The 24,834-nt window shown below is 46.4% G+C and carries 19 protein-coding genes and 2 tRNA genes; 2 read left to right on the top strand and 19 right to left on the bottom strand.

All coding sequences use genetic code 11. The features are described 5' to 3' along the window. Nucleotides 1-72: 72 nt before the first annotated feature. The 19 genes from rseP to HMPREF3090_RS02315 form a co-directional block, all read right to left on the bottom strand. Entirely contained in the window at nucleotides 73-1,332 is a 1,260-nt protein-coding gene (gene rseP, locus HMPREF3090_RS02405) for an RIP metalloprotease RseP (RefSeq protein ID WP_067976067.1), read from the bottom strand. Between the two features lie 25 nt (nucleotides 1,333-1,357). Then, a complete protein-coding gene (locus tag HMPREF3090_RS02400) occupies nucleotides 1,358-2,149 on the bottom strand; it encodes a phosphatidate cytidylyltransferase (RefSeq protein ID WP_067976064.1) in 792 nt (263 codons plus the stop codon). A 17-nt stretch (nucleotides 2,150-2,166) separates the two neighbouring features. Beyond that, nucleotides 2,167-2,904 carry an isoprenyl transferase gene (locus HMPREF3090_RS02395; protein ID WP_070485833.1) on the bottom strand — a complete coding sequence of 246 codons (738 nt, stop codon included), beginning with the start codon at nucleotides 2,902-2,904 and terminating at the stop codon, nucleotides 2,167-2,169. Nucleotides 2,905-3,074: 170 nt separating this feature from the next. Continuing rightward, nucleotides 3,075-3,635: a ribosome recycling factor gene (gene frr / locus HMPREF3090_RS02390; RefSeq protein ID WP_067976061.1), complete on the bottom strand. Its 561-nt coding sequence runs from the start codon at nucleotides 3,633-3,635 to the stop codon at nucleotides 3,075-3,077. 5 nt (nucleotides 3,636-3,640) lie between these two features. Next, a complete protein-coding gene (gene pyrH, locus HMPREF3090_RS02385; protein WP_067976054.1) occupies nucleotides 3,641-4,360 on the bottom strand; it encodes a UMP kinase in 720 nt (239 codons plus the stop codon). Nucleotides 4,361-4,444: 84 nt separating this feature from the next. Continuing rightward, complete coding sequence (gene tsf, locus HMPREF3090_RS02380) at nucleotides 4,445-5,323, bottom strand: translation elongation factor Ts (protein WP_067976049.1); 879 nt, start codon at nucleotides 5,321-5,323, stop codon at nucleotides 4,445-4,447. 165 nt (nucleotides 5,324-5,488) lie between these two features. Next, on the bottom strand, nucleotides 5,489-6,271 hold the full coding sequence (rpsB, locus tag HMPREF3090_RS02375) for a 30S ribosomal protein S2 (protein ID WP_067976048.1): 783 nt from the start codon (nucleotides 6,269-6,271) through the stop codon (nucleotides 5,489-5,491). Nucleotides 6,272-6,428: 157 nt separating this feature from the next. Beyond that, nucleotides 6,429-9,605 carry a DEAD/DEAH box helicase gene (locus HMPREF3090_RS02370; RefSeq protein WP_067976043.1) on the bottom strand — a complete coding sequence of 1,059 codons (3,177 nt, stop codon included), beginning with the start codon at nucleotides 9,603-9,605 and terminating at the stop codon, nucleotides 6,429-6,431. Between the two features lie 123 nt (nucleotides 9,606-9,728). Then, complete coding sequence (locus HMPREF3090_RS02365; RefSeq protein ID WP_067976040.1) at nucleotides 9,729-10,382, bottom strand: lysophospholipid acyltransferase family protein; 654 nt, start codon at nucleotides 10,380-10,382, stop codon at nucleotides 9,729-9,731. A 111-nt stretch (nucleotides 10,383-10,493) separates the two neighbouring features. After that, entirely contained in the window at nucleotides 10,494-10,691 is a 198-nt protein-coding gene (locus HMPREF3090_RS02360; protein WP_070485831.1) for a YneF family protein, read from the bottom strand. A gap of 79 nt (nucleotides 10,692-10,770) precedes the next feature. Further along, nucleotides 10,771-11,682, bottom strand: coding sequence for an RluA family pseudouridine synthase (locus HMPREF3090_RS02355; protein WP_306345443.1), 912 nt, complete (start codon nucleotides 11,680-11,682; stop codon nucleotides 10,771-10,773). After that, nucleotides 11,666-12,130: a signal peptidase II gene (gene lspA, locus HMPREF3090_RS02350; protein ID WP_067976035.1), complete on the bottom strand. Its 465-nt coding sequence runs from the start codon at nucleotides 12,128-12,130 to the stop codon at nucleotides 11,666-11,668. The genes HMPREF3090_RS02355 and lspA overlap by 17 nt, the downstream gene beginning before the upstream one ends. Before the next feature lie 13 nt (nucleotides 12,131-12,143). Then, nucleotides 12,144-12,737, bottom strand: a complete 594-nt coding sequence (locus tag HMPREF3090_RS02345; protein WP_067976032.1) for a ribonuclease H1 domain-containing protein — start codon at nucleotides 12,735-12,737, stop codon at nucleotides 12,144-12,146. A 61-nt stretch (nucleotides 12,738-12,798) separates the two neighbouring features. After that, a tRNA-Gly gene (locus tag HMPREF3090_RS02340) sits at nucleotides 12,799-12,869 on the bottom strand. Nucleotides 12,870-12,926: 57 nt separating this feature from the next. Next, entirely contained in the window at nucleotides 12,927-16,664 is a 3,738-nt protein-coding gene (gene addA / locus HMPREF3090_RS02335) for a helicase-exonuclease AddAB subunit AddA (RefSeq protein ID WP_168140249.1), read from the bottom strand. After that, a complete protein-coding gene (locus HMPREF3090_RS02330) occupies nucleotides 16,651-20,271 on the bottom strand; it encodes a PD-(D/E)XK nuclease family protein (RefSeq protein ID WP_070485826.1) in 3,621 nt (1,206 codons plus the stop codon). Before HMPREF3090_RS02330 ends, addA begins: the two co-directional genes overlap by 14 nt. 1 nt (nucleotide 20,272) lies before the next feature. Beyond that, nucleotides 20,273-21,541 carry a peptidase T gene (gene pepT, locus HMPREF3090_RS02325; protein ID WP_148130125.1) on the bottom strand — a complete coding sequence of 423 codons (1,269 nt, stop codon included), beginning with the start codon at nucleotides 21,539-21,541 and terminating at the stop codon, nucleotides 20,273-20,275. Between the two features lie 12 nt (nucleotides 21,542-21,553). Further along, complete coding sequence (locus HMPREF3090_RS02320; protein ID WP_067976020.1) at nucleotides 21,554-22,678, bottom strand: Nif3-like dinuclear metal center hexameric protein; 1,125 nt, start codon at nucleotides 22,676-22,678, stop codon at nucleotides 21,554-21,556. Continuing rightward, nucleotides 22,671-23,393 (bottom strand): tRNA (adenine(22)-N(1))-methyltransferase, encoded by a 723-nt coding sequence (locus HMPREF3090_RS02315; RefSeq protein WP_067976017.1) that lies wholly within the window; start codon nucleotides 23,391-23,393, stop codon nucleotides 22,671-22,673. Before HMPREF3090_RS02315 ends, HMPREF3090_RS02320 begins: the two co-directional genes overlap by 8 nt. 227 nt (nucleotides 23,394-23,620) lie before the next feature. Between HMPREF3090_RS02315 and HMPREF3090_RS02310 the strand changes: the two genes are divergently transcribed. Together HMPREF3090_RS02310 and HMPREF3090_RS02305 are read left to right on the top strand one after the other, a co-directional pair. After that, nucleotides 23,621-23,693, top strand: a tRNA-Thr gene (locus HMPREF3090_RS02310). A 530-nt stretch (nucleotides 23,694-24,223) separates the two neighbouring features. After that, nucleotides 24,224-24,775, top strand: a complete 552-nt coding sequence (locus HMPREF3090_RS02305) for a biotin transporter BioY (protein WP_067976014.1) — start codon at nucleotides 24,224-24,226, stop codon at nucleotides 24,773-24,775. Nucleotides 24,776-24,834: the final 59 nt, after the last annotated feature.

Here is a 24,834-nt window from a genome sequence, read left to right as displayed (position 1 = left end):
CTCCTACCCTCGAATCGAGTCAGGGCAAGTCAGCCAATTTTATCGGCTGCTCACTCCATCTTATATAAACATTTAAAATAGACGTTGAATATCATTCCAAGTCACGGCAATCATTAATATAAATAATAAAGCTGCTCCGGCCAGGTTAATAATGCCTTCGACTTTTTGGTCAACAGGGCGACCTAGGACCGCTTCAATAATATTGAAGAGGATCTTCCCCCCATCCAAGGCGGGGACAGGCAAGAGGTTCACCACCCCTAAATTGAGGCTTAACATAGCGGTCCAAGACATAATAGCAATCCAGCCCTGGTTGACCACTTCACCAGTCGCTTGGTACATAAAGACCGGCCCACCAAATTGGTTGATGTTAAAGCCATTCTTAAACATTCCTACTAGGGTAGTTAGAATCCCTGTAATCATGGCCCAGCTCGCCTTAAAGCCGTAAGTTAGTTTAGCCAAGAAACGGCTATCTTTAAAACGGCCAACGCCGATTTGGTAGATTTTTTGTCCCTTATAGTCCACTTCTTTGGGTTGGAGCTGGGTCGTCATTTCTTGACCCTGGCGTTCATAGGTCACTTCTAAGGGCTTACCTTCAGAACTCGAAACCTTGGCCTGCATGTCCGCAAAGGAAGCGACTTCCTGGCCATTAATGGTCTGAATCTGATCACCTGTTTGTAAATGTGACGCTTGGGCCGGTGAACCGTCGACAACTTCACCTACAATAGCCTCAGAGGAGGGCACGCCCCCTTGGACAAAGGCTAAAACAGTAAAGGCAAGGATTCCCAAAATGAAATTATTCATGGGGCCTGCGAAATTTGTCATTAAGCGTTGGGGAATAGAAGCAGACTGGAATTGCCGGTCATAAGGGGCAATCTTTAGCCGGGTCCCATCCGCTTCCACAAAGTCTGCTTGCCGGTCAATCACATAAGTCTGAGCTTCTCTTTCCCCATAAGGAATAGCTTGAAGACTTAGGTCGCGGTCTAAATCAGCAGTGACCACTTCAACCGGCAAGGCCTCAGCGGCAAGATCTTCTTCAGCTAGCGAAAGTTCCGATACTTTACCCGCCTCATTAAAGGTCAGAGAAAGCTGCATGCCCGCTTCCACACTGTCCGCCATCTCCTCAAGTCCTGCCATACGAACATAGCCCCCAATGGGTAAGAGGCGGATCGTATAGGTGGTTTCCTCGCCCTGGTACTGGTAGAGCTTAGGCCCCATCCCTATCGCAAATTCACGCACGAGAATCCCCGCCCGTTTAGCAAAAAAGAAGTGACCAAATTCGTGGAAGATGACAATAACTGAAAATATGAGTAAGAAAGTAATGATGGTTTTCATAAAAAACTCCCTTCGCTTAGTCTACTTAAAAGAAGGCCATCAAAAAGTAAAAAATGGGTAGGACAAATAAGATATTATCAAAACGGTCCAAAAAGCCCCCGTGCCCCGGCAATAGCTTGCCTGAATCTTTGACATGGTACTGTCTTTTGATCGATGACTCGACCAAGTCTCCCATTTGCCCAGCCAAGCAGAGAAGGATGACCAAGATTAAATTCCCCAAGAAACTGAGCTGGTAAATATTAAAGAAATAGTCAAAGATTAAAGAAACCAAGAAGGCCCCAACAATGCCCCCGATCGAGCCTTCAATCGTTTTATTGGGTGAAATGGCGGGTGCCAAGGGACGACGGCCAATGGCACGACCCGTTAAATAGGCAAAAGTATCATTGGACCAGATGATTACCAAAACAAAAAGAATCGCTAAAAGACCCATTTCTCGACCTAGAATTAAAAAATGATAGCCCCGGCCCACGTAGAGAGCAGCCAAAGTTATCTTAGCAATCAGGCTAAAATCTAAGCGCTCTGGTCGGTGGACCATTAGGGAAAGAAAGATAACAACCCCAGTATAAAAAAGGGTCATCTGGTCCAATTGCTCAGGTAAGAAATCCAGGTAGTGCTGGGGAAGCAAGGCCAGATACATCAACAAATAAGCAAAAAAACTTTCTAAAGTAAAAAAATTGACAGCCAATAAGCTGAGTAATTCAAAGAGGGTGATACCCGCTATGGCTATCACCAACAATTCAAAAGCACTGCCTCCCATAACCAGTAAGGGGATAAAAATAGCCAGCGCCACCAGAGCTGTCAGAGTTCTTAATCGCATAAGCCTCTCCTATTCTCTTAAACTTTGCCGAAACGACGCTGACGGTGTTGGAATTCAGCTAGGCAAGCATAGAAAACATCTTCATCAAAGTCTGGCCATTTGGTATCTGTAAAAACAAATTCACTATAGGCCAGTTGCCAGAGTAAGTAATTGCTTAAGCGGATTTCCCCGCTCGAGCGGATTAATAGGTCGGGATCTTGCAAGTCACCCAAGAAAGCCGTTTGCAGGTGCTGGCTGAAGCTTTCTTCATCAATGTCTACTGGATCAAGCTGGCCTTCTGCCGCCTCTTTAGCCAAGCTCTGACAGGCTTTAACAATCTCCAAGCGCGAGCCATAATTAAAGGCGATGTTTAAGATCAAGCCATCATTATCCGCTGTTTTCTTAACAGCTGATTCAATATAAGACCAAGTTTTGTCGGGGACATGTTCACGATTTCCCGTTAGGCAGACCCGGACATTATTCTTCATTAATTCCGGCATCACCTTCTGATTGAGCAAATGAGGAAGCGACATCAGGTACTGAACTTCTCTTTTAGGCCTGGCCCAGTTTTCCGTTGAAAAGGCATAAACTGTTAGCACTTTGATTTTTAACTTAGCAGCCGCAACAATGGTCCGCTTGAGCGCATTGAGTCCTTCTTTATGACCCTCTGTCCGTTTCAGCCCCCGCTCTTCTGCCCAGCGTCCATTACCGTCCATAATAATGGCAACGTGTTGGGGAAGCGGGAGTTCCGGGTTTAATGCTTTCGCCAGTGTCATTCATCATCCATCCTTTGCTAAAAAATATTAAAAGCTGCTCGCTTATATCTTGTCTATCTTACCATAGATTCACAGCAAAAAAAATTATTCTTGGATTTTTAAGTGAAATTTACTTAAAAGAGTCCAAAAAGAAAAAGCCTGGACGGGTCCAGACTCTTTCCAGAGGCTAACTAGCCATTAAGAATTTCTTCTTCTTTTTCTTTAGCGATATCTTCTAAACGAGCAATACTTTGGTCAGTGACCTTTTGCACGTCCTCTTCCATCCGACGTTGGTCATCCTCCGTAATTTCGCTATCTTTTTCCGCTTTTTTGATGGTGTCGATAGCATCACGACGGATATGACGGACAGCCACCTTGGCATCTTCTAAGTCCTTACCTACTAATTTAGAAAGCTCTTGGCGGCGTTCTGTGGTCAAGGCAGGGATAACAAGGCGGATCTTATCCCCATCATTTGTTGGCGCAATACCAATATCTGAAGCATTGATGGCGTGTTCGATATTTTCCAAAGCGGATTTGTCGTAAGGTGTTACCACTAACATCCGAGCTTCTGGGATGGTAATTGAAGCAATGGATTGGAGCGGTGTTGGCGCCCCATAGTAGTCCACTTCAATGCCTGAGAGTAAGCTAGCATTGGCTACTCCAGCTCGGATCCGAGCCAGTTCGCCTCGCAAGGATTCTTCAGACTTCTTCATACGGTTTTCAGTATCTTTAATTAATGTATTGATTGCCATAATTTCTACCCCTTTACAGTTGTACCAATCGGTTCGCCCATCACAACGCGGCGAATATTTCCTGGTTCATTTAAGTTAAAGACGACGAGTGGAATGTCATTATCCATACTCAAGGTTGAGGCCGTGGAATCCATTACACGCAGATTCTTATTGATCACATCTAAGTAGGTTAAGTCGGTGTACTTGATAGCATCAGTATCGACTTGAGGGTCAGCAGAATAGACCCCATCCACACCGTTTTTAGCCATCAAGATCACATCGGCTTCAATCTCAGCTGCTCTCAGAGCCGAAGCGGTATCTGTTGAGAAGAAAGGATTCCCTGTCCCCCCTGCAAAGATGACCACACGCCCCTTCTCTAAGTGACGAATCGCACGTAGGCGGATATAAGGTTCAGCAACTTCCCGCATTTCAATAGAAGTTTGAACCCGGGAAGGAACGCCCACATTCTGTAAACAGTCTTGGAGTCCTAGAGCATTCATAATCGTTGCCAGCATTCCCATATGGTCGGCTTGGGCCCGGTCCATACCCATTTGTTCACCGGTTACTCCACGCCAGATATTGCCACCGCCGACAACGATAGCGATTTCAACCCCTAGCTCATGGACGCTTTTAATTTCACTAGCAATTTTTTTCATCACGGCAGGATTGATGCCAAAGCCATCGTCTCCCGCCAAAGCTTCACCACTTAACTTTAATACCACGCGCTTGTACATTGGTTCTGCCATTTTATTTTCAATCTCCTTATGAAAAAGGTTGGGAAAAGAAATCCCAACCCATCTGCTACCGTTAAAACGGCGAATTACATCTAATTATTTACCCATTTGACTTTGAACTTCAGCAGCAAAGTCTTCTTCTTGTTTTTCAATGCCTTCGCCAACTTCATAGCGACGGAAGTCAACAACTGAAGCACCCTTAGAGCTGAGGTATTGACCCACTGTTTGGTCACCATCTAATAGGTAGTCTTGGTCCACTAAGCAGATTTCTGAGAAGAATTTACGGAGACGTCCTTCAACCATCTTGTGAACAATTTTTTCTGGTTTGCCTTCGTTAAGTGATTGTTCAGTAAGAACTTCACGTTCGTGTTCAACCACTTCTTCAGGGACAGAATTTTCATCGATGTATTGTGGGTTGATCCCGCCGATGTGCATCGCAACATTGCTTGCAACTTCTTCATCGCCACCGTCAACAGTAACTAAAACAGCAATCTTACCCCCTAAGTGAGAGTATTGACCGAAATGTTGACCATCTGTTTTAGAGAAAATAGTGAAACGACGTAGGTTTAAGTTTTCACCAATAACGGAAATCATTTGGCTCATGTATTCATCAAGTTGGGTGCCGTCAACTTGTACGCTAGTCATTGCATCTTCTAATGAGCTAGGTTTTGCTTCTAATAGGGCTTCAGCAATTGCATTCAACATGTTTTGGAATTTTTCGTTCTTAGCAACGAAGTCAGTTTCAGCGTTTAATTCAACGATCACTGCGTCATTGCCCTTAACCAGAACTTTAGCTAAACCTTCAGCAGCAATACGGCCTGCCTTTTTCGCAGCTTTAGCTTGGCCTGTTTCACGCAAGTAGTCGATAGCCTTATCCATATCGCCATCTACTTCTTGGAGGGCCTTCTTAGCGTCCATCATCCCAACGCCTGTTCGATCACGTAATTCTTTAACTTGTTTTGCAGTAATTGCCATCTATAAATCCTCCTCGATTGATTGTCATCTTTTTAAAAAGAGCTATCTCATAAGTACAGCCTACTCACAGCTTGATCGTCCTTACAAGATAGCTCTATACTCCAAACTAATTTTACTCTATTTTGCTAAAGACTGCAAGATTTACAGTCCAAAGTCGAGACTGAATTAGTCTTGGTCAGCTTCTTCTTCACCTTGCATCTTAGCTGCAACAGCTTCAAGGTCTTCGTTTGATACAGCTGCTTCTTCAGCGGCTTCTTCTTCGTCAAGGCCTTGACGTCCTTCAATAACAGCTTCCGCAATCGTTTGGCTAATTAATTTAACCGCACGGATAGCGTCATCATTTGAAGGAATCACATAGTCTACTTCATCTGGGTCGCAGTTGGTATCAACCATAGCGATCACAGGAATATTTAACTTGTGTGCTTCCTTGATTGCAATGTGTTCTTTACGAGGGTCTACCACAAACATCACGTCTGGAATACGTGGCATGTCAGCGATACCGCCCAAGTTATTTTGTAATTTTTCACGTTCTTTTTCGAGTTCAAGAACTTCTTTCTTAGGTAACACATCGAAAGTGCCGTCTTCTTCCATACGGTCAATATCTTTCATGCGGCGTACACGTTTTTGGATGGTTTCCCAGTTAGTCAAAGTCCCACCTAACCAACGATGGTTAACATAGTATTGACCGCAACGAATTGCTTCATCTTCAATTGATTGTTGGGCTTGTTTCTTAGTCCCTACGAAGAGAACTACCCCATCATTTGCTGCAAGATCGCGTACATAGTTGTAGGCTTCATCGATTAATTTTACTGTTTGTTGTAAATCGATGATGTAGATACCATTACGTTCTGTAAAGATGTAACGGTCCATTTTTGGGTTCCAGCGACGTGTTTGGTGTCCGAAGTGAACCCCTGCTTCTAATAATTGTTTCATACTTACAACTGCCATTAAAAATTCCTCCTATTTGGTTTTATTCCGCCCCTACTTCAATTGAACGCAACTCTCAATGAGCACCATGCGTTCCAATCCATAGGGTGTGACATTTCATGCCCTAAAGGCACTAGAAGATTATAGCACATGAGGAACTTTAGGGCAAGTCCCTTTTCTATTTCTCTTCATAGTCTAAAATATACTTCAAGTCTTCCATAGAAAGGCGGTCGGAATCTTTGGCTTCTTCATCGAAGAGCTGTTCAAAGAGATTGCGTTTTTCTTCTTGAAGTTCAGCAATCCGCTGTTCAATCGTTCCCTCAGTGATCATCCGGTAGACTTGAACATTCTTCTTCTGACCAATCCGGTGGGCCCGACCAATGGCTTGTTCCTCAATCGAGGGGTTCCACCAGAGGTCATAGAGGAAGACCGTATCCGCACCCGTCAGGTTAATCCCAACGCCCCCTGCCCGTAAGGAAATGAGGAAGACTGAGCCCTCACCCTGGTTGAAGGCGTCAACTTGACTTTGCCGGTCCCCCTTCTTGGTTTGACCGTCAATGCGGAAATAGGTCACTCCTTCAGCCTTTAAATCTTCTTCCAAAATATCCAGCATGGAGGTGAATTGGGAGAAGACTAAAACGCGCTTGTCATCTTGGAGGACCCGATCTAATAAGTTGCGGTAGTAGTCAAACTTCCCGGACCCTGCTTCAGAATCAGGGTCGATTAAGCGGGGATGGCAACAAATTTGCCGCAAGCGTGTAATCGCCGCCAACATTTCCATCCGTGTCCGCCCACTGTCGAAATTTCCTTCCGCCAACTGTTCTTGGATGTCCTTAAGATAAGCCAGGTAAATATTTTTCTGTTCGGGTGTCATCCCAGCATAGCGGTCGGAACTCCGTTTTTCTGGTAATTCTAGGGAAACATCCGCCTTGGTCCGTCTGAGAACGAAGGGTTGGACCCGCTTACGGATCTGGTCAACCGATAATTGCTGGTAATCGCGACGACCAGGCAGGAGGCCGGGCAAAATAATTTGCATGAGGGACCAGAATTCTTGCAAGTTATTTTCAAGCGGTGTCCCCGACAAGGCAATCCGTAAGCCAGACTTTTGCTGCATAAAGGATTGGTAAAGAACGGTTCGATTGTTCTTCAGGGCTTGGGCTTCATCCAGGATTAAAACATCGAAGAAGTAGTCCTGGTAGGCTACTTGGTCATTGCGGTAGGAAGAATAAGATGAGATCCAAATCTTCCCATGCCCTTCCTCGCGCATTTGTTCCCTTTCCTCAGCAGAACCATCGATCACTACAGCTTCCAAGCTTGGGGCAAAGCGGTCAAGTTCATGGTACCAGTTATAGAGTACCGAAGCTGGCGCAACAATGAGGACCTGGCCCGAAGGATGTTCTTCCAAGTAATCCAATAAGAAAGCGATGGTTTGAACGGTCTTGCCTAAGCCCATTTCATCAGCAAGCAGACCACCTAATTGATACTTGGCTAAAACCTTGAACCACTGAACCGCATATTGTTGGTAATCGGAAAGCTCGGTCTTCAGTCGTGGATTAGGTCGGTAGTCCTCCTGGTCTGGGTGCATGATATCCTCATAGAAGGCTTCAAAATCCGCCTGACTGTTCAAGAGGTCCGCAAAGAGCAAGCTCTGGTAGATCGGGATCGGGTCCCCATTCTTCCACTGCTTATTCTGCTGCTTCAATTGTTTGAGCATGCGGTTCTGGTCTTCCGTAAAGACCTGGTTCACATTAATAATCCGGCCATCCTCTAATTGCATGAAGCGTTCATTGGCTTGGAGTCGTTCAATAATCCGGTCAATCTCATGCTCATTGATATCATCCGTTTCAAAATCAATGGTCAGGAAGCGGTGTTGCTTATTCTGCTCAGTTACCACTTCAACCTCAATATCATTGGACTGCCAGCTCTCTAAGTTCTTGGTATAGCTAATCTTCCAATCTTCGGGCAGATATTGTTCAAAACGCTGCAAGTCCCTCATCATCTGGTCGATCGACCCGTAGTCTTTACAGTAATAATAATTTTCCTTTGTAAAACCATAAGCGCGTAGGAAGGCTTCAGCGTCTAATTCATCCGCTAGCTGGCGTAAAAGGATCCTATCTTCAGGTAGGTCCGTTTCAATCGGATCATCGGAGAGCATGTAGTCGCCATAGTGGAAGGTCAGGGCCAGTTCTAGCCGTCCCTGGCTGGCCCCAATCTCAAGCTGGCAGTCTAGATCTAGAAGAGGAGCGAAGTCCAGCACAGTGACATTCTTTACCAGACTGTGTTCCAGCAATAGGCGACCAAAGAGGGAAAAGAAATTCTTCATTTCTTCCGGCTTAAAGTCTAATTTAAAACGATTTAAGACAAAGTTATCCTGGATGATCGACATGGCATCGAAATACTTATCATCCGCTTCAATATGGTAAAAATCATTCCCGTTAAAAATTAAACCGTAATACCGATACCACTTAGCCTCTTGAACCTGGCTTAAGCGATAAATTTCGCCATCATAGGCAATATTATAGAGGATGGGCCGGTCATTTTCGATCAAGCTAAAATTCTCAAGCTCCTGGTCAGCAATAAAGACATGTTTAATCAGATCAGTCTTGAGTAAGGCAATTAACTCCTCCTCATTGAGATAGAGCCGCTGCTGGTTCTTCTTAGTTGAAGGAACATGGGCGATCGTATTCTCCCAGTGCTTATGCCGTAAAAAATCCTCAGCTAGACTATTCAAGAAGGCGTACATATCTGGATCAAAGCATTCCTGGCGCAAGCAGACCTGGTCATTATTATGGTTCTGCAAATTGAAGCTTCCCCCACTGAGCAAGGCTTGGAAGAAAGCCTCCAGGTCGTTCACATAATAGCTCGTATCAATCCCTAGCCGCAGTCGCAAGTAAAAGAGGCTATCATTATCCTGGCTAAAGGGTATGTTTTGTTCATCATAAAGTTCGATTTCAACCAATAGAGGGCCAAAATAATCAGCCGTCTCTTCTTCAATAAAATGTTGGTAAAATTCCTGATAGACTTGCTCACAAGTCTCGCTCTCGTCGTAAAGGTCTGCTGGATAGTAGAACAAGGGACGCTGGCTAAATTTCATGGCCCGGACTACTGAATGGTCTTGCAAGAAGAGCTCAACGGCTACAGTGTGGACACAAAAATGCTTCTTGAACCATTCATCACACTGGCAAATGTCTTCTTCTTTACCCGAACCATCGAGGATGACATAATATTTCTGGTCATCAATCACTTCTGCGCGCCAAACATTCTCTGCTTCTACCGGATAGACCTTAGTCACCCGTCCCTCATCTGAGAGTTTACGTCCTTCTGCTATGGTTTTTGTCGGAATACTCCACTTCATGCTCATTCCCCCAAATTCTATTCCTATTAATACATTATAACACAAATAGAATTTCATGGCGCTATCCTGAGAATAGCAGGATAAAGTAAAAGAGACCGGAAACTAAGTCCCAGCCTCTTACTCTTATTTATTCTTCTGCTTATGCTTGGCCTTGGCCGCCTCGATGTCATAGTGATAGGTCGGATCAAGGGCGGCGTCTGTGGCTTCAAAGGCAAGCGCAATGGCCTTATCCAAGGCCTCTAGATCTTCATCCTTTAAACGTTTCTTATCGGGCAAGTCGATAGGGGCGCCGACCCGAACCTTCACCCGATGTTCTGCTTTCCGGCTAAAGAGCCCCTTGACCTCTAGAGGCCCCTGGTAAACGACCGGCAAGAGTCGTTTCTTACTCATGCCAGCCAGCATGGAGGCCCCGGGCTTGATTTTTGCAGAATAACGGGAGCCGGTGGGAAAGATCCCAATATTATGGCCTGCCTTCAATTCTTTTAAGCATTCTTTCATCGCAGCCCGACCTGGCTTGGACCGGTCGATCGGAATCATGCCCGCCTTGCGGATCAACCAACCAAAAACCGGAATATCGAAGAGTTCCTTTTTCGCTAAAAAGAAAACCGTATCCGGATACAGGGCCGCTGCAATCACCGGTGGATCCAGTAAAGAACGGTGTGGGCTCACCACAACATAGGTTTCATCGGCCGAATAGTCGGGATGGAATTCATAGTGCGGCTTACCATTCACTACACGCAACAGCCAACGAATCAAAATCACAAAAAAACGGTACATCAGTGACCGGCCCCCTTTAATTAAAAAACACCCACTTGTCAGCTAAGATGCTCTTAATAGAAGCAGAAGCTGGCAAGCGGACTATGCTTATTTTTTATGGCTTGTTTTCATTTAGTTCATAATTTGGCGTACACGTTTTTCAGAAGGCTTTTGTCCCATGGATGCCATCATTTGACGGATCATATCTTCTGAGATAGGTGAATTCTTCTCAAAATAGCTGTCCATCGTACGACGTGCAATATAAATACCGATAGCAATCCCAGCAACTAAGGCTAAAATTACAATTAAAATCCAAATTCCTGTTGTCATCTTGCTTCTCTCCTCTCTGCAAAACTTATACTCAATCATTCTACTAAAGATCCCGGCACTTGTAAAATGAATTTAGTGCTTAAATAGCTCCTAAAATCTTTTGGAAGTGGTCGGGCAAATCGGCTTCAAAGCACATTTCTTCCCCCGTCACAGGGTGCTTGAGGGTCAAGCGGCGGGCGTGGAGGAGCTGGCCTTTATCATCGAAAAAGTCTTGCTGGTGGTCCTTGGCATATAAGGGGTCGTCTACGACGGGATGACCAATAAAGTCTAAATGAACGCGGATTTGATGGGTGCGTCCCGTTTCCAAAACCAAGGCCAGGAGACTATATCTACTATACTGGTGTAAAAGCCGAAAATGGGTCCGGGCCGGCCGTCCCTCTTCTGAAACTTCAAAGCGGGTGCGGTGGACGGGATGGCGGCGGATCCCAGCGTCAATTGTTCCAGATTGTTCAAAGATTTGCCCGTAAACGAGGGCCAGGTACTCCCGCTTCAGTGTCTTATCTTGAATTTGCCGGGTCAGTGCTTGGTGGGCCTGGTTGGTCTTAGCGACCACTAAGAGCCCGCTCGTGTCCTTATCAATACGGTGGACAATCCCGGGGCGGAAACTTTCCCCGCAGTCCGATAAGTGGTCGCAATGGTAGACCAAGGCGTTGACCAAGGTGCCTCCTTCATGGCCAGGTGAAGGATGGACAACCTGTCCCTGGGCCTTATTGACCACCAAGAAGGCATCATCTTCATAAATAATATCCAAATCGATGGCTTCCGCTTCTATATGGAGTACCTGGTCTTCCTGGTCCAGGTCTACACTAATGACATCCCCAGCTTCAAGCTTATAGGAAGCCTTAACGACTCCTTGGTTCACCTTGACTTCATCCTGTTGAATCCAAGTCTTAATTTCACTGCGGCTATGTTGGGGGTAAATTTCAGCCAGGTAGCGGTCCAAGCGCCCCTGGTCTTGGTCCACCGTCCACTTATCATGAATGCTTAGCATGGTCATCCCCCTCAAAAAATAATAAATAAATTACGCATAGAAAGACGCCTAGGGTCAAACAAATATCCGCTACATTGAAAATAGGAAAATCAATAAAGTCTAAACGGAACATATCCACCACATAACCGAGTCTCATCCGGTCGATAAAATTGCCCAAGGCTCCCCCGATCATTAGGCTGAGAGCTAGGCGCAGCAAAAAGGCCTGCTTTCTTTCTTTATAGAGGGTATAGGCTAGGACAGCCACGACCACAAGGGTGATTATAAAGAAGAAGCCCATCTGCCCTTCTAACATCCCCCAAGCTGCACCGCGATTTTGGATGTACTGGAGCGATAGCACCTGAGGAATTAAGGGCTGACTCTCAAATAGGGCCAAGTGACTCACGGTCCACCCCTTAACGACTTGGTCAAGGACTAGGCTCAAGACAATAATTAAGCAAGCAATCCACATCTTTAAGCTCCTTTCAATCTTCTTGGACCGTTTGGCTACCCGCTTTAGCCAGCTGGTCTGCCCATTCATTATAGCGGTTGCCAGTGTGGGCAGCAACTTTATGGAAGTGAATCTGAACCTGCTTGCCCTTCTCTTGCATAAAGTCACGATAGGCTTGGGTATAGGCATTCTTAGCTTGCCAGTCGCCAGTCGCCCACTTTTCAATTCCTGCATAGTCATAGTAGATAGCTAAGTGAGCCACCCCTTGGTCGAGGGCATAGACGACCGCCTTCATTGCGGCAATCATTTCCCCTGAAACATTCCGCATCTTAAGGAGTTCTGCTTTTTTGCCTCCACCCTGGTAGGTCAATTCCTGGCCCTGGTAGAGGATCACGCCACCGTAGCCATAAGTCTTGGTCCTCGGCTGGTAAGAGCCATCGACATAGGCTTCCATCTCAGCTCTAGGTGACTGATGACTTGAACTCTTCCCTAAGAAAGCCTCGGCTTCAGCCTTGTCTTTAAAGGATTTGAATTCAGCATTCGGGTAGCCTGAAACTTGGTCCTGACACTCTGCCCAAGACCGATAAATGCCAGTCTTTCGACCCTTACGCACTGCATAATATTTCATCAAAAGCCTCCTTTTATGAAAAAAAGTGAGGAAAGCTTCCTCACTTGAACTGGTCTTATTAAGCGGGTGACGAGAATCGAACTCGCGACGATAGCTTGGGAAGCTACTGTTTTACCACTAAACTACACCCGCATGTGCTATAAATAACAACAAGAATATTATAGCACATAATCTTTCATGAAGACAAGTCTATTTTAAAGAAAATGTCTTTAAATTTTCTAAAGCAATGATCCATTTGTCTTGGACAGGCTTCTGGTAGATATTCTCGAGGGCCCTTGCATAGATATCCATTTGCACCTGATAGCGTTCCGCAAAGCGTTCTGCTTGCTGGTCCATGGAAAGATAGGCCAAGCGGTCCGTCTTAAAATCATAGAGCACAATTGAATCCTCTAAAACGACGAAGGCATCGATGGTCCCATGTATGAGCAGCTTGTCCGAAGCTTCCAGGTCGTAGAAGATTTCCTTAGCTGGCATCAGGAGAGAGAAGCTCTTTTCACGGTATAATTGGTCTTTTTTGCTGAGCAGCCAGCGGCCGGTATCTGTTTCATAGAAAGCAGCTAAGCGGTCAAAGTCAAGCTCTGCCTTAAGGGAAGCTTCTAGGGCCCCCTGGTCTACCAAACGGTCAAAGAGTGCTTCAAAAGCCTGGGCGCTGGGCGACTGGTCAAGGGGTAACCACTGCATAAGCAAGTGGGCCGCTGACCCAATCGCACGGGGATCAGCCTGCTCTTCCCTTTGGATAAAATGAGGGCGCTCCCAGTCCGGATTCACATATCGGCGGGCAGGCTTACGAGGACGGACTTGGCCATCTTCCCAAACCGCTAATTCATGGTCGAGTGGTTCCTGCAAAAGACGTTTGAGCTCACTCACCGATTGGTAGCTAGCAGTTTGTGTGGCCAGATGATAGGGGTAGTGGTAGTCTGCCTCAGGAACTAATAAGACCTGGTTGGCCCTAGCCTGTTCATCTGAAACTCTCTCTTTTTCACGCCCCCCATGGAGAAAGTGGTCGCGATCTCTCACTAAATCTTCGCCATTCACAAAAGCTAGCTTGATATGGAAAGGATCTTTAGGCGCTAATGACTCGGCGCCCTCTAGACTTCCCTTAAAATCCTTCTGCACATCCGGATGACGGACAATAGCCGGGCCAATCCAATCCAAGGGGCTCCTGGCCCCTAAGCGATAGCTCTTGGCCAGGCGTTCTTCACCCACTGCCGCATGGGACCAGCTGGCCAAGGCCTTCTCACCATCATCTACACTCGCCACTAAGATTAATTTTTGTTCAGCCCGGGTAAAGGCCACATACAATTTCCGCATTTCTTCTGCTAAGCTCTCTTCCTTGGCTTCAAGGCCAGCCATTTTATGCAAGGCACTGGTATAGGAGATTTGCTCTTGACGGTCATTAACCTTGAGGCCTAGGCCCACTTTATCATTGACAATGACATTGGCTTGAAAATCCTGACGGTTAAAACCCTTGGATAAGTTCAAATAGAAGACGACTGGGAATTCCAAACCCTTACTGGCATGGACGGTCATCAATTGGACCACATTCTGTTCTGGATCGACCAACTGAGGGCTTTCCAAGTCATTGTCCCGCTCATAGATCATCTCGATAAAGCGGATAAATTGGAAGAGCCCCCTAAATTGCTTGGCTTCAAACTGTTCGGCTTGCTTGTAAAAGCCGTGCAGGTTGCTCTGCCGCTGGATACCATTGGGCATGGCAGCCACATAAGACAGGAAGGCCGTATCCTGGTAGATCCGCCAAATTAAAGCAGCGATCGCTTGCTGGCGAGAATATTCCCGCCAAGCTTCCAAGGAGACCATAAAATGCTGGACCTTCTTAAACAAACTTGTCCGGCGGTCGGCGGTCTCCATATAAGCTAAAAGAGCCTCATAGTAATGGACGGACTTATCGACGAGGCGGATCTTAGCCAGATCGACTTCATCCAAGCCCACAATAGCTGAACGGAGAACTGAAACTAAGGGAATATCTTGGTAGGGATTGTCAATAATCTTAAGCAGGTTGACCATAATCATAATCTCTGTCCGCTTAAAGTAATTGGTCAACTTATCCAGAGCTAGAGGGATTTGATAGCGTTTAAAGACCTCCTCTACCTGTAAGTGATGCTTGCGCGTTGGGCTGAGGATGACGATATCATCATAGCGGATGGGACGCTCTTCCCCTAAGGCCTTGTCATAGATGGGAAAGCCCGATTCAATCATGGTTTGGATGCGTTGGGCGATTAATTCCGCCTGGCCAGCATCACTATCCTCTAATTCATCTTCGACCTGGTCCAAGTCTTGGCTATCAAAAATTAATAATTCAGGAATCATCTGAGCCTGGTCTGGATAAGCCGTATAGCCCGTAATCAGTTGGGCCTGGTCATCATAAAGGACCTGACCAATATCATCCGCCATCAACTGCCTGAAGATATAATTTGTTAAGTGCAACACATCATGGCGGCTGCGGAAATTCTTCAACAGATCAATCCGCTGACCGCCTTCACCCTCCGCATAAGCCTTGTACTTCCCGACAAAAAGCCCGGGTTCGGCGAAGCGGAAGCGGTAGATACTCTGCTTGACATCGCCCACCATGAACATATTATTATCATAGCCCTGGCGGGACATAGTGGTCAAGATCGCATCCTGGAGTTCGTTCACATCTTGGTACTCATCGACCATAATTTCAGAAAAGCGTTCTTGGTAGTAGGCGCGCGCCTCATTCTCAGCCCCATTAGAAGTCAGAATTGCATAAGCGCGCAGTTCGATTTCCGCAAAGTCTAAGACATTTTCCTGGTCACGGTAGGCTGCCATGGCATCGATGAAGGCAATGACGGTCTCAACCAAAGCCTGAGCCAAGTTTCCAGACTGGTCGAGCATCCATTTTTGACTCTGGTCGGAAAAAGCTAACCAGTCGGCCTGCAACTTCTCATAATCCGCTTTAACCTGGTCGACCCGCACTTTGTAGCTGGCGCTCAAAGCATAGATCTCATCATCATCTTCAAAATCTTTCTTGCTTCGTCGAGGCAGGCTGGGCCAAGGACGAGATTGGAAGCTTTCAAATAGGTCTTGGTAGGTCATCTGCTCCAGGCCCTCGACTAGACTAGACACTTGTTTAATTTGTAATTGCAGGCCAGCTTCCGACATTTTTTCAAAACCAGGCGCTAGTTGACGGGGCAGGTCATTATCAATACGGATCAAACGCGCCTTGATGTCAGCTAATTGCCGGCGGATCTCGGGTTTCACAGCTTCCTGGAAGAGGGGCGACTGGTCATAGGAATCAGCCGTTTGGTAATAAGCCAGCAATGACTCCAGCCAAGCCTTAGGATCCGCGTGGGACCGCGCCTTGTCATAGAGGTCAAAGATCAACTGGTCAATGCCGTCATCGCTTCGGCCATCACTGAAGTTCTCGGCAACTAAGAGATAAGCCTCATCATTGCTCGCTAAGCGCTCCTCCTTCAGCCGCTGCCAAACTTCATCTTTAATCAAAAAATTCTCCGTCACATCCGTCACCAGACGGTAGTTAGGATCCATCTCGATTAAATAATAGAAGCGTTGGATAACTTGCCGGCAGAAAGCATCGATAGTGGAAATATGAGCCTGACTGACCTGGCCTAATTGTACAGTTAAGTGACGGCGCAAGTCTTCATCCGTGGCTTGGTTAATAGCCATTTTGACTTCTGCTTCAATCCGGTCCTTCATTTCGCTGGCTGCTAATTCTGTAAAGGTTACCACGAGGAAGTCGAGCAGCTGATAGCCACGTTTTAATTTTTGGAGGATGCGCTCCACTAAAACCCGGGTCTTCCCTGACCCGGCAGAAGCTGCAACCAGTAGATTATCCCCTTCCTGGTAGGTAGCCTGCCATTGTTCGGGCGTCTGCCGGTCCCCTTCGCTCTGCAAGGGCAGCTCAGTCAGACGCTTAGGATCTTTCATCATCTAAAGCTCCTTTCTCTTCAAGTGCTTGCTGGATTTCTTGGAAGAAGGTCTGACGGTCATTAGCCATCAGCCGCCAATCCCGGTAGCGATTACCCCCATCAACTGGGTCAAAGCAGGCAATCGCATTCAGCGGGTACTGGAGGGACGGAATATAGAGACTTTCCTTATCCTGGCGTAAGGGAGCCAGTGCAATCTCACCTTCTAGGATAGCTTGAGCGGTCTGACGGATCTTGTCATCAACAAAGTCCAAGAGCCAGGCCCATTCCTGGCGGTTTAAGCCATAAGCATCTTTTTTTAGGACAAAATTTTTATTCCATTTATAAGGATAGCTTAGCGAGCTCTCTTTTTCATCAGTTGTCGGATCAATCGCTTGAAGCAGGTCCGGATCGGCCAAATAATAGCCCGTTAACTGATAATTTTTAGGCATGGTTGCTAAGGCCGTCCCTTGAAAATCAGCTTCTTTTTTGATCGGACGGACTTGGTCAGACACAAGCTGGTGGAAGGTGCCAAAAACTTCTGCCCCCTCTCCCCCTTGGTCAGCACTTAAAGCCACTTGGGCATAAGCAAAGAGTTGGAGGGAGAGGCCTTCATAGATATGCCGGAATTGGTAAGATTGCTTAGACGATTTATAGTCCACCACTTGCAAGTAGTCGATTCCTTCATACTGCCAAGTATCTAAGCGGTCGATCCGCCCCCGCAAGAAGACCGACTGTCCCTCAGCTAGGCTTAGCTCATAAGCCGGTAGGTCCTTCTGGGAATTTCCCGCTAAACCAAAAGATAATTCATTTGCCCGAATCCGTGGCTTAGTTACCCGCTGTTGGCGAATGATTTGTTGGATCACCTGGTAGAGCGTCCGGTTGAGCGCATGGTTCATCCAGCTAAAACGTGCACTGGTTGTAAAAATGGTATTGGCCTCATCTTCGAGGGCTTGGGCCACCAAATTTTTTAACATGCTGTAAACTCGGTCAGCAGTTAAATCTTCTATCGCGATTTGGTCCTTTAGCGCACGGTCAAAGAAAGCCTGGAGGAGGCCATGGTAGTAGTTCCCAGTCTGAATGGGATCGAGCTGCATCCGCTCCCTTTCTCTTAGCCGTAAGCCATAGACCAGGTAATAAGAGAAGGGATCCTTATTAAAGAGTTCCAACTGCGAAACAGAAGTAAACAAGGGTTGACCATAGAGGGCTTGGGCTAAGTCGGCAGGCAAGTTTTTGACCTGGTTACTGTAATTAAGACCTGCTAAGACCTTCTTAATCTCTGGATGGGTCTGGCGGAGGGCCTTAACTTGTTGGTAGAGGGAGGCGTAGCTAGCTGGCAATTGTTCACGGCGCATCTTAGCCAGGGAGAGCTTGCTGGCCAAGTGGTGGACTTGGCTGCGCCAATTGCCCAGGTGAACCTCTTCATGGGTCTGGAGCACTAAGTTTTGTGAACTATGGAGCTTCTCTTCAAAGCCATAAGCCTGGCGCACTTGGTCTAAGAAAGGCGAAATATTCGAAGTCTTCTCCCCTAATTCATTATAAGGATAGCTGATGTAGAGCTTGTTATAGGCCGATAAAAAAGCCTTGTAAGCAATAAAAGCTTCATTCACCGTCTTTTGCTGGGTCGAGGCGGCCAAGGATTGCAGATCCGTTAAGCCCTGGCTAATCAAATCGCGGTCTTCATCGCTGAAGAGGCTGTGGTTCTCATATTGGCGAGGCAAACTTTGCCGGGTTAGACCCAGGACAAAAGTTACCGGCTTAGCACTCGACCGCTGGCTATCCAAGCCTGAAATGCTCACACTATCTAGGCTGGGCGGCACAATGCTGTACTTCGCCTCGCGGAAAGCTACCTGGATGAGGTCGAAGAAGAGCTCCACCGAAAAATCTTCCTCAGCAAAAAGTAAGACATATTCATCCAAAATCTGGACAAACTCTTGCCAGGCTTGCTCATGATGGCGGGCCAGTTCTAAGTCACCCGTATCAATTAGATCATCACGCCAATTGAGGATTTGTTGAGGAATCCCCAATTCTTCCAAAGTGCGGTAGAAAGTCGTCAGGACCTCCTTTGTTTTTAAGGAAGACTCCCACGTCTTAAAAAGCGGATCCAGACTGTTAAAGAGGAAATTTTTCAAGCGATTGGCCTCTTCTTCAATCACTTGATCAGCCTCTCGGGCAATCTTTTGCCCTTGAGCATCCAGTTCTAAATAAGACCACTCATAGTCGGACTGCCAAAAGCGCCGGCCCTCATAGCCATTCTTGAGAACCACATTCTCAGTCTGGTCTACCACCCGGCGAAAAGCCTTTTGACCGCTTTGCCGGTCCTCAGCCTCCAAGTAAGCGAGTGGCATTAAAAGCTCACTGCGCAAGAGGTTAAAGATATCCTGGTAGCGCCAATTATAACGCCAAATCCGGTACAAGCTATCCAAGAAACGCGACAAGGGATGCCGCTGCATACTTTCGGCATTGTCAATAAAATAAGGAATTTCATTCTGTTCTAAATAGGGCAGAATTTGATAGCGATACTTGTCCACATCGCGCGTCAGAATTTGGATATCCTTGTAGCGGTATTGGCCACTAGCTACCAGTTGATAAATCTTATTGGCCACCTGCTCGCTCTCTACATAAGGCGACTCACACTTCCAGATTTCTAGATGATTCCCTAAGTCAGCTGCCCCCTCAGTCTCATTTGACTGAGCCTGGCGGTTACGTTGACGCAGGTATTCATCGAGCCCAGCAAAAGCTGGCGCATAAGCCGTATTAGGGCCCGCAAACTTGTCATCTGCCACGGGAATACCATGGCTCTTGGCTAAAGCGTAGACTTGGTGGTAAGCCTCCCCTGTAATGGTAAAAAGATCATCCCAGGCTGGCCCCGACTGGCGGTAGGCCCGGTCCGCCGTCAGAATGACTTCAAGCTTGGGGACCTTAAGGAGGAAGGCCTCAATAACCTGCAGCTGCCGCGCTGTAAAGCGGTAAAAGCCATCGATAACCACCCTCACCTGGCTCATGTCTTCTGAACGGATATAGTCATCGAGAGCTTGGTAAACGGCATGGCTAGCCAAAGTAAAGCGCCCCTGCTCAGCTTCATAGGCGCGGTAGATCATAGCTAATTCCTTTAGCTTATCCACTTGGCGAGCTTTTAATGAGGAGGCCTGGGGATCTTCCTGGGCCAAGATTTCATCTAAAGAATCGGGATCGATATTCCCCATCTCTAATTCATGGAAAAGATCAGCCAGTTCGGATAAGAAACCAATTTTATTGAATTCGCCCCGGTAAAGTTTGAGCTCATCGAATAAATCATGGAGGACCTTCCGCAAGAGCATCATGGTCCCCACAGAGGACAGGGCTTGCTTGTCATGGGGCCAGTCTTCCTTGAGCAAGAGCCAGGCTAGACGTTCGAAGCTCATCACCTGGAGCCGCATCATCCCGCTCGCCCCATCGCTCACTTCTTCCGCCTTAGCCAGACCTTGAATAGCTTCCAAGACCTGGACTTCCATATCGAACTTCATATGGTCAGGCACCAGGTAGAAGATTTGACGGTCGGGATGGTTCCTTAAGTCAGCCACAATATCCGCATAGACCGCTGACTTATCAGAATAAGTATCGGTCATACGCAGGAAATGCAAGGTCATGCTAAACCTCCTTACTTAATTGGTCATAGTCTTTAGCTAAAGAAACAATAGCTAAGATCACTTGAATGGCTTTCTCCATGGTTTGCACCGACACATATTCATAGCGCCCATGCATATTCTCTCCGCCAGCAAAAATATTGGGCGTAGGCAGGCCGCAATAAGTCAGGATAGAGCCATCTGTTCCCCCACGGACCGCTTCAATCTCCGCTTCGATTCCCACAGCCTCAAAGGCCTTCTCTGCGAGATGGACAGGCCGCATATCTTCAGCCAGGATGCTGCCCATATTATAGTATTGGTCCGCCAGGTCGACCTTAACGACTTCTTGGTCAAAATGGTTGTTGAAATCTTTTTCCAGGGACAAGATTTTATCTTTCTTAGCTTCAAAAGCCTCACGGTCATGGTCGCGGATAATATAAGCGGCTTCAGCTTCTTCGACCGTTCCCGACAAGGATAAGAGGTGGTAAAAGCCTTCCCGACCTTCTGTTTTTTCTGGGCGAGCCTCTTCAGGTAAGGCCGCGTGGAAGTCCATCGCAACTTGTAGGGCATTAATCATCTGGTCCTTGGCTGTTCCAGGATGGACATTTTTACCAGAGAAGTGCAATTGAGCGCTAGCCCCATTAAAGGTTTCATATTGTAATTCGCCTAGAGGTCCCCCATCCATGGTATAGGCGAAGTCAGCAGCCAAGCGTTCCACATTAAAGCGGGTGGCTCCCATGCCGATCTCTTCGTCCGGTCCAAAGGCTAATTTGATATCGCCGTGCTTAATTTCTGGATGCGCCATCAAATAGAGGGCTGCTTCAATAATTTCCACAAGTCCTGCCTTGTCATCAGCCCCCAAAAGAGTGGTCCCATCGGTAGTGATCAAGGTCTGGCCAAGGTAGTTCTTTAAGCTAGGAAAAACTTCCGGATCCAGGCTATAAGAGCTATTGCCTAGAGGAATGACACCCCCATCATAATCTTTAACCACTTGTGGTTGGATATTCTCGGCATTGAAGTCAGCCGTATCCACATGGGCAAAGAAGGCAATCACAGGGTAAGTATGGTCAGGATCATTGCTAGGTAGTAAGGCCGTCACATAGCTATCATCGCTATGATAAGCCACATCGGATAGGCCGAGCCCCTTCAATTCTTCCGCTAAGTCTTTGAGAAAAACGACCTGTCTTTCCGTAGAAGGGATTTGGTCCGCACAACTTTCATCTGAACGGGTATTAATCTTGGCATAACGAACAAAACGATCGATAATATTTTGGTAAGAGATTTCTTCAGTCATTTGACTTCCTCCTTAATAAACAAAAGTAAAAGGATCCGTATTTAATTGGCTACTAGCATAAGCAAGGGGCCAATCTTCTTCTTCGATCCAAGTCACCAGGACCTGGGCCAACTTATCCTTGCAGATAGACTCCATGTGGTGGCCAGGATCAATCACATTCAAGCGGTTGGCTATCATGTCATGCCCCGTATGGTAGGAAACATCTGCGGTAATATAAACATCCGCGTCCTTGGCTATGGCATAGGGATACTCGTCAGCCCCAGAGCCACCGAGCACCGCCACTCGTTCCACTTCTTGGTCCCAATTCCAGACCACAGCCCGCAAAGCATCGACTCCTGTCCGCTCCTTCACTAAGTGCACATAATCTCTAAAGGGCATAGGCGTCTTCAATTGACCAACCCGGCCGATGCCTAGGACCTGTCCCTTATTAGCCAAGGAAACCACATCAATCACCGCTTCTTCATAAGGATGGAGGTCTCGCGCCAGGTCTAAAGCAGCTGACAGCTCAGATTGGCTAACCAGGAAAGAGAAGACGACTTCGTCGACAGCGGTCTCTTCCTGAACTGAACCAATAGAAGGGTTGGCCTGGTCCAAGGGTCGGAAATGCCCCTGCCCCTTAGAAGTAAAGGAAACCTGGTCATAGTTGCCGACCTGGGCGTAGCCAGCCCCAAAGATAGCTGCCTGGTAGTCCGCTAAGTTTTCTTTCGGCAAGTAAACCTTGATGCGGTAATTTTTATCTTCCTGGTAGCTGTATAAAACCTCGGTATCTACAATATCGTAAGCCTCTGCCAACCAGTCGTTCATGCCTCCCCAGGCCGCATCGAGGTTGGTATGGGCTGCATAAACCGCAATGCCGTGCCGAATCAGCTCAGCATACATGGCTTGCTGGGGATCATCTTCAGTTAGCCGTTTAGGCGCCTTAAAGATGGGCGGATGGTGGGCGAGAATCATATCGCAATCCTTTGCAATGGCCTCCTGAACCACCTCTGGACGCACATCCAGGGTCAAGAGCACTTTATGGATTTCCTGATCCAAGAAACCAAAATGCAAGCCCACTGGATCTTTCCCCAAAGCTAGCGACTCAGGGGCAAAACTTTGAAACTTTCGAACGATATCTCTAACAGTTACTTTAGTCATCCTTTGTCTCCTCCTCCATCATGCGGATCTGCTCTTCAATTAAGTCTTGGTAGTGTTTAAAGCTCGCCTGCTTCTCCTGGTTTGTCGATTGCCTTAAGGATTGGTTAATGCCTTGCACATGCTTCAGGCGGCGGTAGAGTTTTTTATGGAAAACTTCTGGATTAGAAGCCTTGGTAAAGGGACCAAAAACGAGTGCCTCTTCGCTCAAAGAAGGAACACTTTCGCTATAATCAGCCACAATAATTTCATAAATTTTTTGATTTTCTTCTAAAATATACTCTTCCGTAATCTGATAGTGGTTATCTCCCAACCAGCGTCGCAATTCCGCCTCTCCCACATTAGGCTGGAGAACAAGACGTGGATGCTGGTCTAATTTTCCTTGAGCCTGGCCAGCTGCCAGTATGTCCACAATCAATGAGCCGCCCATCCCTGCAATGACAATGCAGCTTATCCAATCGCTTGCTTGAATAGCAGCTAAACCATCGGCTAAGCGAACTTGGATACAATCGGTTAAGCCATGCGCCTGAACGGTTGCCAAGCTCGACTGGTAAGGCCCCTCGGCAACCTCCCCACAGACTGCAGCCTCTACACGGCCAGCTGCCACTAAATAGCTAGCAAGGTAGGCATGGTCTGACCCAATATCAGCCAATCGTGCTCCCTGAGGAACATAGTCCGCAACCTTAGCTAGACGCTTCGATAAATGTTCACTTGTCATATAGTCTCTCCCTATCGCAAAAAGATTTACTTTCATTATACCATTAATTTAGTTGCCATAAATCTTTAGGAATCCGTCATTTTCTCAAATAAAAGAATCTAATAAAAATTTATTTACAACTCTTTGTATTTTTAAGTCAACAAGGCCTTATTCAACTGTCTTTACTCTAAATTTAAAAAAACATTTTACAAAGTCCCGTAAAAGGTCTATAATAGGAATATCGTTTCGCTGGATTAGCTCAGTTGGTAGAGCATCGCATTCGTAATGCGGGGGTCACAGGTTCGAATCCTGCATCCAGCATTTTGTGAAATCTAGTAAGGTCTACTAAGTACCAATGTTGATTTGTCGGGCTTTATCGAACTTACTAAAGACTAGTAAAGTCTAATAAATGCTAGTTTTTACTCGAATTTCTATAACATTTCTATAACTTTTTGGACCGTTAACCAGTGGTATGATAAGGTTTGATAGAAAATTATCTATAACTTTTCTACTTTCACAAAGTTGGGAAGTTATTTTTTAATATAAAGCACAAAAAAGAGGAGACCAATACGGCCTCCTCTTTTTTGTATATATGTATATTAATAAAATACACGTAATCATAGACTGAGGCCTTGAGAAAGTTTGCGCTTAAATTTCTTCACATGCTATGATTACGTGCAAACTGAGTGTAACATATTTAGTTGATAACTAGCAATCCTAAAGGCCAAAACGATGCGTTCATATTGAAATAAAATATACTAAAACAAACGTCAACCTATATTTATTTTAAGTTGACATTCCTTGTTCTTTTAATTATACTTTAAACATCAATAAATATGAGGTGTCAATGAATGAATAACAAAAGAAGTAAAGACCTGACAAGCATTGCCATTATGATTGCTATTATCATTGTTTTAGGGCTCTTTCCCCCTATCCCTCTTGGTTTCTTACCAGTACCGATTGTCCTACAGAACTTAGGTATCATGCTCTCTGGAGCCCTACTCGGGGCGAAAAAAGGCAGTGCAGCGGTGGCAGGTTTTCTGATCCTAGCAGCCATTGGTTTTCCAGTTTTAACTGGTGGCAATGGTGGTCTTCAAGCTTTCTATGGACCATCTTCTACCTATCTCTTCGCTTATCTCATGACAGCCTTCCTCATCGGCCTTGCCCGAGACCATCAACTCCTTAGTCAGGATCGTCCTCTCTTTGTCCAATACTTGGCTATTTGGATTCCTGGCGTCTTGCTCACTAATCTCGTTGGTGCGATTGGAATGAGTCACTTCGGCAATATGCCCTATCTAACTGCCGCTGCCAGTACACTCGTTTTCTATATTGGGGACTCGATCAAAGCTTTCTTAGTTCTCATCTTAGTCAAAAGGCTCAATAAACTTGCCATTTTTAAATAGCCCTAGCCTTTGTAAAAGGTCAACTGAGGCTGGGACAAAAGTTCCGGCCTCTTTTAAAA

This window comes from Aerococcus sp. HMSC23C02, assembly GCF_001806805.1.
GTDB lineage: Bacteria > Bacillota > Bacilli > Lactobacillales > Aerococcaceae > Aerococcus > Aerococcus sanguinicola.
This window is presented reverse-complemented; position numbering and strand designations above follow the sequence as displayed.